This is a genomic window from Microbacterium paulum, from assembly GCF_015707995.1.
GTDB lineage: Bacteria > Actinomycetota > Actinomycetes > Actinomycetales > Microbacteriaceae > Microbacterium > Microbacterium paulum.
In genome coordinates this window covers 1-8,233 of sequence record NZ_JAAGRY010000092.1, presented here as the reverse complement: position 1 = coordinate 8,233, position 8,233 = coordinate 1, and the positions used below count along the sequence as shown (strand labels likewise).

13 protein-coding genes are annotated in these 8,233 nt (G+C 64.9%); 4 read left to right on the top strand and 9 right to left on the bottom strand.

From position 1 onward, the window contains the following. Positions 1-237 precede the first annotated feature (237 nt). Both G3N18_RS15025 and G3N18_RS15020 read left to right on the top strand, forming a co-directional pair. A complete protein-coding gene (locus G3N18_RS15025) occupies positions 238-651 on the top strand; it encodes a hypothetical protein (protein ID WP_196324358.1) in 414 nt (137 codons plus the stop codon). Next, the gene (locus G3N18_RS15020; RefSeq protein ID WP_196385071.1) at positions 638-865 is read left to right on the top strand and encodes a hypothetical protein; all 228 of its coding nucleotides are present in this window, start codon (positions 638-640) and stop codon (positions 863-865) included. Before G3N18_RS15025 ends, G3N18_RS15020 begins: the two co-directional genes overlap by 14 nt. 440 nt (positions 866-1,305) lie before the next feature. On the opposite strand, the gene G3N18_RS15015 is transcribed toward G3N18_RS15020, so the two are convergent. The 5 genes from G3N18_RS15015 to G3N18_RS14995 all read right to left on the bottom strand — a co-directional run bounded on the left by G3N18_RS15015 (position 1,306) and on the right by G3N18_RS14995 (position 4,219). After that, a complete protein-coding gene (locus G3N18_RS15015; protein ID WP_196385070.1) occupies positions 1,306-1,719 on the bottom strand; it encodes a hypothetical protein in 414 nt (137 codons plus the stop codon). A gap of 65 nt (positions 1,720-1,784) precedes the next feature. Continuing rightward, on the bottom strand, positions 1,785-2,966 hold the full coding sequence (locus G3N18_RS15010; RefSeq protein WP_196385069.1) for a hypothetical protein: 1,182 nt from the start codon (positions 2,964-2,966) through the stop codon (positions 1,785-1,787). A gap of 78 nt (positions 2,967-3,044) precedes the next feature. Beyond that, positions 3,045-3,533, bottom strand: coding sequence for a hypothetical protein (locus G3N18_RS15005; protein ID WP_196385068.1), 489 nt, complete (start codon positions 3,531-3,533; stop codon positions 3,045-3,047). Next, on the bottom strand, positions 3,530-3,802 hold the full coding sequence (locus G3N18_RS15000) for a hypothetical protein (RefSeq protein WP_196385067.1): 273 nt from the start codon (positions 3,800-3,802) through the stop codon (positions 3,530-3,532). The genes G3N18_RS15005 and G3N18_RS15000 overlap by 4 nt, the downstream gene beginning before the upstream one ends. 270 nt (positions 3,803-4,072) lie before the next feature. After that, positions 4,073-4,219 (bottom strand): hypothetical protein, encoded by a 147-nt coding sequence (locus G3N18_RS14995; protein ID WP_420827109.1) that lies wholly within the window; start codon positions 4,217-4,219, stop codon positions 4,073-4,075. Between G3N18_RS14995 and G3N18_RS14990 the strand changes: the two genes are divergently transcribed. Then, positions 4,169-4,585 carry a tyrosine-type recombinase/integrase gene (locus G3N18_RS14990; protein ID WP_268932618.1) on the top strand — a complete coding sequence of 139 codons (417 nt, stop codon included), beginning with the start codon at positions 4,169-4,171 and terminating at the stop codon, positions 4,583-4,585. The genes G3N18_RS14995 and G3N18_RS14990 overlap by 51 nt on opposite strands. A 397-nt stretch (positions 4,586-4,982) precedes the next feature. Here the strand turns inward: G3N18_RS14990 and G3N18_RS16230 are convergent, their stop codons facing one another. The 3 genes from G3N18_RS16230 to G3N18_RS14975 all read right to left on the bottom strand — a co-directional run bounded on the left by G3N18_RS16230 (position 4,983) and on the right by G3N18_RS14975 (position 6,406). Beyond that, a complete protein-coding gene (locus G3N18_RS16230) occupies positions 4,983-5,246 on the bottom strand; it encodes a hypothetical protein (protein WP_230404229.1) in 264 nt (87 codons plus the stop codon). Positions 5,247-5,509: 263 nt separating this feature from the next. Continuing rightward, the gene (locus G3N18_RS14980; RefSeq protein WP_281653554.1) at positions 5,510-5,971 is read right to left on the bottom strand and encodes a helix-turn-helix domain-containing protein; all 462 of its coding nucleotides are present in this window, start codon (positions 5,969-5,971) and stop codon (positions 5,510-5,512) included. A gap of 183 nt (positions 5,972-6,154) precedes the next feature. Then, positions 6,155-6,406, bottom strand: coding sequence for a hypothetical protein (locus G3N18_RS14975; RefSeq protein WP_196385065.1), 252 nt, complete (start codon positions 6,404-6,406; stop codon positions 6,155-6,157). 187 nt (positions 6,407-6,593) lie between these two features. Here G3N18_RS14975 and G3N18_RS14970 point away from each other — a divergent pair, with 187 nt between their 5' ends. Next, positions 6,594-7,847, top strand: coding sequence for a hypothetical protein (locus G3N18_RS14970; protein ID WP_196385064.1), 1,254 nt, complete (start codon positions 6,594-6,596; stop codon positions 7,845-7,847). A 116-nt stretch (positions 7,848-7,963) separates the two neighbouring features. Here the strand turns inward: G3N18_RS14970 and G3N18_RS15890 are convergent. After that, a partial coding sequence (locus tag G3N18_RS15890; RefSeq protein ID WP_206693312.1) for a hypothetical protein occupies positions 7,964-8,233 on the bottom strand: 270 nt, incomplete at its 5' end.

Sequence of the window (8,233 nt, the reverse complement as noted above, 5' to 3'; positions counted from 1 at the left end):
GGCAGATCGCCGGCTGGAAAGCTATCCTGAATACCCTGTCCATCACCTACGGCGACCGCCTAGGAATCAACTAAGCCGAAGCCCCATACACAAAGGAACGGACAGACCCGCCGCCCTCGGCGATGTCTATGAGGTGCTGCGATGATCGCAGGGCCGCGTAGAAAGCCATTGGTCGCAGTACTGGCGGTAGTGATGATTGCTTGCCTGAGCGCCTGCACCTCTTCGAAGGAGACGAATGTGAGCGGCATGACGCCTCAGCAATCAAAAGCCCGTGCCCTTGCGATGGAGCAGGAGATCGCGGGACGGTTGCCGAAGGATGCTGTGGTGAGCGTTGACCCCTCTCGAGGAGGCACGTTGATTTCCTGCGCGGGCGACGGAGTCTATTCACGCGCTGCGGGGGTGACGATCCACATCGCGGAAGGAACAGACCCCGCAACACTTCTTCCCGCTCTGGCGGAGAGCTATTCGTCCGATACCCGCTTCCAAGTGCGCGATGTCGACAGCGACTATAGATCCGCGATCCAACTGAGTGGCGAGTACGCAGAGGGATACGTGATCGGAACGACCGGGGGTGAACACGCGCTCGTGGTCGACTCTTTTTCGCCGTGCTTCGAGCTCCCTCCGACAATGTCCCCGTTTGACGACTTCTGAACACGCATGGCGACGCGTTCTACGACGGAGCAGCCCCACCCTCCGCCACTCCGGGAAGCTCCTCCACCTCGGCATCGGCAGAGCCCACTCACGCACCGAGATCATCGCCCTCATCCACAACAACGACGCCACCATCGCCAACCAAAGCACCGGCGAAATCCACGCCCACTTCACCCTCGACCCCACCCGCGGCTACCAACGGAAAAGCGGATGAACCCCGGTCTCCGGGGGTTCATCCGTTCGCGATGTCCCGAACATCACATTGGCGGAGACGGAGGGATTTGAACCCGGCCGCCTGACCGTCTCACGGGTGCATGAACCTCGTCTAGCCGCGGTTTGCCTGCGTTTCCCGCGGTCGCTGTAGTCGTTGACGTGAGGGCACCGTCGTTCGTCGGGACGCAAACGAGACGCAGGAGAGGGCCTTGCGACCCTCGGCGACAGCTGGCCAAATCTGCGTTGCATGCGCGAATTCGGTGCCCCACTCGGGCGCAGAGTGGACAGCGCCCTGTCTTCCCCGCCAGCGTCGCTCAGCTCCTCGCGGCACGGCGCCGAGCGAGCTGCGGGCTCTTGTCCCGTCGACGTTCAGATTATTCGCGTGTTCGCCCCGGCCCATGCCACCACGGACTGAATCGGAACTAAATCTCGACAGACTTGCTAGGAGCTGGTCGTGGCGCACGGCGACATTCCCATGATGTTGAGGGACGCTGTCGATCCTTCTGATGCGTCGCTCACGGTGACCACGATCGACGTGGCCTCTTCGAGAATGTCGACGGTCGCGTAGCCAACCGGGATCTGTGATGGAACGACATCCCATCCCTCGCCGAGCGTGTCCGGCAGGGCAAGGACAAACGACTCTATGTCGAAGCCCGCGGGTACGGTGATGTCCCAGTTGCCTGTGTAAAAGGCTCCGCGCTTGTTGTCGACGCCCACGGGGTCATCACACGGATAGGGCTCCTGCTCGGGTCGTGGCGTGACGACAGATGCCTCAGGCAGCAGATCCACGACTGTCTGCATCGCCGCGCGGGTGTCTGAGCTGACGTCGTCGTACGTCGGCAAGTTGCTCGCCATTCCGCATCCTCCAAGAATCATGCTCATCCCCACAGCGGTGAATGCACTGACGACTCTGCTACGCGTCATCGTGTTGCCCCTGCCGTCCCTGCGAGTAGCCGTTGAACTTCACGCATCGATGCGGCGTTCTTCTGGATGTCGTCGCTCATTGTGTCGATGTGGTTGCTCACGCTATCGGGGATCTGCACGGCTACGGCGAGAGGGCCACCGACACCTAACTCGACCTGCGCGATCGCGGCGTTGATCGGGAGGCCGCTTTGACCGGAGTCGAGGACGTTGATTCCTGGGATCGATTCGGGCGCCACACCGAACCCCACCTCCCACGCCTGCAGCCCGGCGTAGTAACGATTGATGTCGTTCGGTGCCTGGATCGCATACCTTATGACGTCGGGAGCGGGCTCGTAGCCGAAGGTTGCGCCGACGCCGGCGGAAAGAACGCGGACAGTTGGCGTGCCGCCGTACGCTTCCGCAGCGGATCCGATCGCCGACGCATAGGAGTTCTCATAACTCACGGTCGGGATGCCAGGCATCGTCGCGAAGATTCCCTTCTCGAACGCCGCGAGCTCAGGGGCCCGCGCCGCGGCGAACGCGTTGTTCTGCGGACCACTAGACCACAGATCGATGGGGTCGGCCGTCAGATACGGCATCGGTCCTGTCAGCACGGTGAAAGCCACAACGCTCTGCGTTCTGGAGTTGTTCACCTGCCAGTTAGCGAATCTCGTCGTCGGGTTCGAGCTGGTGAACTCGCCGATGCGCGCGTTCGTGCCCGGGACGACGAATAGTGCTGACTTCGCGGTTTCCGGGTTCCCAGCCATCTCGATGACAGCGCCATTCTCTGGATGCCACAGGTACAGCTGCACCTCGCCGGCGACGACGCGTTCAAGATACCTGATGAGGTCTTCTCCGGCTCCGAACTCCGTCCGCAGCGTCGGCGCTCCGTCGATGTCGGAAAATGATGGCTGCGACCGGATCTTCCGCACTTGCTCAGCGGCGAGGATTTTGTTCGCTGCGACCCGAGATGCTGCGGGGACCCCGTTGAGCGCGCCGATGAACGCGGGCATAGCTGTCACCAGCGCGTGCTGCTGATCCTCGCTGAGACCCGCCCACCACTCCTGGGCAGCGGCCGGGTCCGATTTGGAAAGCTGCTCGAGAGCCTGCCTATCCGTGCGGGCTAGGACCAGCATGTCGATCGCCGAGAGGCCGGCGAACGGATTCGCGCCGGTTGCACCGTCGGAGGGCCGCGACATCGACCCGAGCACAGCCTCGCCTGTGAACGCTGCAATGCATTCTCGGTCGAGATACTCTCGCCGCTCGACCAGCAGATCTCACTCTTGCTCGAGTGCCCGGGAGCGCTGGCTCGTCACCACGAAAATCTCATTTGCTCGGTCGAGCAGCCGCCGCGCCTCCTCGGTGTCACCGCCTGTCGCCCAGTAGGAGGTCTGAAGATCGAGCGTCGCTGACTGCAGGTCCGTGCGAGCGGTCTTCAGATCACCCTCGGCCGCCGCACGGCGCAACTGCATGATGCGCTGCTGATCCTGAACCTCCTGCACCCCGCTCCCGTAGGTCGACAGCGCCGCCGACTCCGCCTCCCACCGTGACGCCAACGTTTCGAGCTCGGTCGCGGCAGCGGCCGCGGCGACAATGAACGACTCTCGCGACGCGCCCGACCATACACTCGGGTCAGCCTCCGCCGCGGCGCGCCGCATCTCAACCTGTGCGGCCCGCACCGTCGCCGCCTTCGACGCACGCTCCCTCGACGCCGCGAGCATCCCCGCCGGGTCACCGCGGCCCAGATCGGCGCGATCCACGCTCACCGCAGATCCATCGCCAGGCTGCGGTCGGATGCCTCGAAGGTCATGTCTGCCTCCCGCGGAAACGCAGCCACCTTGTCAACAACTCCGGCGAGCACCTCGCAGCGCGCACGCGCCAGCGAGGTCACCCGGAACGCCGCTTCTGCGACCCCCTCGCTGCCGAGCACGTCGTATCCGATGCCGTGAAGATCCCACGCCAGACTCGTGCGCGCGGAGCGCACCCGATCAGCGATGCCCTCGAGCACGATCCCATCCACACGCAGATCCACCACCCGATCGAGCTTAACGACGGGCCCCGCGCCTGCCTGTAGGTATTTCGGGGGACATCGCGTGACTCGTATGCGATCGCCGCAAGAGGCGGGCTCGACGCGGGCGACCCTCAACGACTGTCAGCTCATTGCTGGCACGGCTTGGTTGCCTCCTCGCCGGGTGTGCTCCAGCAATTCGCTTGGAAACACAAGTGGTCCAGCCGCAGTCGGAGGAGTCTCCTCCGATCGAACCCGAGGAGCCGCCCGGTCCCGGTTCACGTGGGGAGAGCCCGGTCAGATATCCGCGGCACCGTGCAGTGCGGCGGCGACGGTCTTCTTGAGGTCTTGCCACGACGCGATGAACTTCGCGACGCCCTCGTCTTCGAGCACCTGGGTGACGTCGGCGATGTCGACGCCGAGCTCCGGCAGCTGCGCGAACACGAGCTGCGCGTCTTAGCATCTCGGTGCGCGGGCCTCCGGCCCGACGCGCTCGTCTTCCCCTCGCCGACAGGCGGATACATGAAGCGCACGCGATCGAGCGAAGGGTCAAGGTCGTGGTTCGCTTCGGCTTTGAAGTCAGCCGGATTGCCGCACATGACGATCCACGGCCTGCGGCACACCGCGGCGTCACTCGCGGTGCAGTCTGGAGCCAACGTCAAGACGGCGCAACGCATGCTGGGGCACACCTCCGCGGCGATGACTTTGGACGTCTATGCTGACCTCTTCGACTCCGATCTGGACGAGGTGTCAGGCGCGATGGATGCCGCGGCGAGATCCGCCGGCATCGACGCACTGCTCGGCGAATAATCCGTCTAGCTTCTGGGCTGGAGCTCCTCCGTCCCTCCGGGCCGGTCGTCGAGCCCCCACGCGAGTGCGCGGTCACCGATGCCCTGAGACATGACAGAGATGACAAGACGCACGTTCGGACGCAACTGGACGCAAACGCGCTCCCTACGAAAAAGCGAAAAGCCCGCGATCCCAGTTTTTCCAAGGGATCGCGGGCCAAAACTCGTGGCGGAGACGGAGGGATTTGAAATCGCGCCGTTGGTAATCGAGGTCAACTGAAACCGCGTGATCCTGCGGGTTCTGACCTCGCCGGCATCCGCTTCGATCAGGTCAGTTCGGTTCGATTCGTGGCAGAAACGTGGCAGTGATCGACGGGCGTTGCTGTGGCCGCGGGCCGCCTTCAACGCGCGATCTGAGCCTACGCCGACTCGGCTTCAGTCATCATGTCGACGGCTTCGATCATTCCGTATCTGTCTCGCAGAGTCTCGAGAATCTCGCCGACGGCGAGCGTCGCGCCGTAGCGGCCAGACCGGCTCGCGATCTCGTGCACCGCGGCGAGCGCGAGCCGCGGGTTGAGCGCGACAGTGTTCTTCGCGAACTCCCTGGCGCTGAGCACCTGGATGCCCGGCGGAATCCGGTCGGCGGGGAAGCCCGAAAGTACCCTCGAGCGGTTGCCACCCATCAACTTCTGCGTCGGCGAACTCTCGGCGCATCGCGGCAATGAGGGCCGCGGCGCGGCGGGCAGCCTCCGCTACAGGCATCCCACGCTTCACAAGCTTGGCTTCCTCGTGGAACTGGAGTTCGTCGAGAATCGCCGAACTCCATGTGGGTCGGTAGGTGCCCTCGATGGCGAGGGAAAGAAGGAAGTCGCGCTGCAGGCTCGGCCACAGCACGCTCGTGTCGAGAGTGGCCGTGAACATAGCGCAATCCTGTCAGGCGACGATCTCAGGCTCGGACGGCCCGCTTCGCTGCGACTGCCTTCCGGGCCGCTTTGAGGTCCTCGAGCGTCTGCTCGATGTTGTCTTCGTCGAGGGTGTCGCGCGTGGCGGCGAGCATGTCGTACTGGCGAGCGCGGCGTCGCTCCCGGTACGCGAGGAGATCCGCGAGGATGACGCGGCGGTGCGTGCCGGCCTTCTCGAACGGGATCTCACCTTCGTCGAGCAGCTTCACGACTGTCGGGCGGCTCACGTTCAGCAGATCCGCCGCCTGCTGGGTGGTGAGCCGTGTCGCCTGCGGCACGACGGACACCGCCAGCCCGCTCTGCATCGCGTCCACGATCTTGCGGAGCGCGAGGTAGACCTCTTCCGGAAGCTCCACCTGGTCTCCTGGGCGTGCGCCCGCGAGGAAGTACCGCGGTTCGGGAAGAGCTCGACCGGCGGCCTCGTGAGCGGTGAGGAAGTCCAGCACAGGAGCGAGCTGGTCGCCCCTACTAGGGAGGTACGTTTCTTCAATAACGGCAGCGCGAGCCACGGGAATCCCCCCAATACACGTGAACGCAGGAGATTGCGTTTGTTGCGATTAGAGTAGCACGCGCCGTCGACACAGTCGCAGGGACGGCGACATCGCTCGACTTTTGCGTCGAGATCCTGATCAGGTGTTGCGCGTCAGCCATCTCCGCCTCAGGTCCTCGAGCGTGCGGACTCCGACCGCGTGGACACGCGCGGTGCCCAAGCGGGCGCAGTCCACCGCGACGAGCGCACGCGGCGCCACGTGACCGGTCGGCCAGGATTGATCGTCCGCTTTCAGCCGATAGATGACAAGGCGGCCATCGGCGTCGTCCACCAGACCGGCCTCATCGATGACGTCTTCAAGGCCGCCGCCACGAAGGTAACCGTGCGCCATGTCCGATCGCCCGACCAGATGCTCTCCCAGCGCCTCGAGCGCCGACCTGGGCGGATCGGTGTTGCTCCTCGGGGGTCCGGCACATTCCGGCCCCCTTACTCGCGCCTGCCTGCGCGTGCCACTTGAGAGAAGCGGCCGCCATCCGGGCAGATCGCGGATGAGGATCGCGCGGTGGCGTCCTGGACGGATGTCTTTGGCTCGCGACATCCCGAACGTCCTCGCCTCGTTCCGCACGACCAGACGCGACATGTGGGACTGGGGAGCGGTGAACAGCTACGCGTTCGAAGCCGAACTCGGGGCGTCGCTGCTGGCGGACATGGCCGACGACTACGGCGCCGAGGGTGTGATCCCCGTCGTGCAGAAGGCGATCGCGAGCGCCCTCCGGGTCCTCATGCGCTCAGACGACTCCGGCGGACTCATCCAACTCGTCATCCGGCAGCTACTGAACCTGCACGCCGAGCTGTGCACGCAGAGCCCGCCCGCCCCGGCGGCGCTGAGCGGGTGGATCCAGAAACAGCAATTCGGCGAACTCGGCGAGTACTTCTCGGTCGACGTCGTCGACTACGCGGACGCCCTCGGCGCCGCGGGCATCGCAAGGTTCGAAGCGCACCTCGACAAGCGGCGCCAGGCGCTTACCACACCCTTCGACGGGCGCCCAGACGCAGAGTTCACCCACGATGACGAGTGGCACGCCCGCCACGCCGTCCTCTACAACCTGCAACGCCTCGCCGTCCTGCACGGTGATGAGGAGGCGATCGTCCGCACCCACGGCGGAGACATGCCACGCGCACACCTGCACGCCGCCGCCGCCGAAGCACTCCGCGCGGCAGGACTGCCGGGCCGCGCGACCGTCATCGCACACGAGGGCATGACCCTCCCCGGCGGAGCGCACCAACAGCAGGAGTGCGGCGAGCTCTGGGCGGCGCTGGCCATCGAGACAGGTGCAGACGCCGCGGACGCGGCATCCGAGGTGTTCGAACGATGGCCCACAGCGAGCAACGCGGAAGCGTTGCAGGCCGCCTCAGGACAGAACTGGCCAGCGATCCGCGAGCACGCGATCGAGCGGATGCGCGAACGCCCCTGGGAGCTGATCGCGTACCTGACAGATGCCGACGACCTCGCGCGCGCATGGACCGAAGCGCTCCGAGCATCCGCGAACAGCAAGTCACTCCACGCGTCGCAGTGGGACGACCTCGTCGGCCGATACAGCATGATCGACCCCGTAGCCGTGCTCCCCGTCATGGCGCAGCTCATCGACGACCGCCTCATCGAGGCGAACACCCGCGCCTACCCCGGCGCCGTGCGAAGGATGACGAAACTACGCGCCGCGGCCCGCGCCGCCGGACGCCCCGAGATCGCCGACGACTACCTCGCTGACGTACGCCGCCGCAACGCCCGGCGCCCGTCCCTGATCAAGCGAATGGATGCCGCCGGACTCTGATCCATCAGACCCGTCGCGATTGCAACCGCTCGGAGGAGACGGAGGGATTTGCACTCTCCGGCTCGCGCTCACGCGGGAGAAACGGCGAGTCGAACGACCGCGCGGCGAGCAGAAAGCTACGTAAGACCGCACATGATCGCCAGAATGCTCAACACCAACCACGACCGCAACGCGGCAGAAATGGCAGATTTCGTGGCAGTATCGGAACGAAACAGCCCCTGATCAGGCATTTTTAGAGCGGAGACGGAGGGATTTGAAATCGCGCCGATGGCAATGGGTGAGTCCAATAGCGTGGTGTCAATTCCCGCGGGGTTCTCGTCGTCGTAGACGGTGAAGGGCCATCGTGGGATGACCAGTTGTTTCCGCCAAGAAGCAAGAAGAGTGAT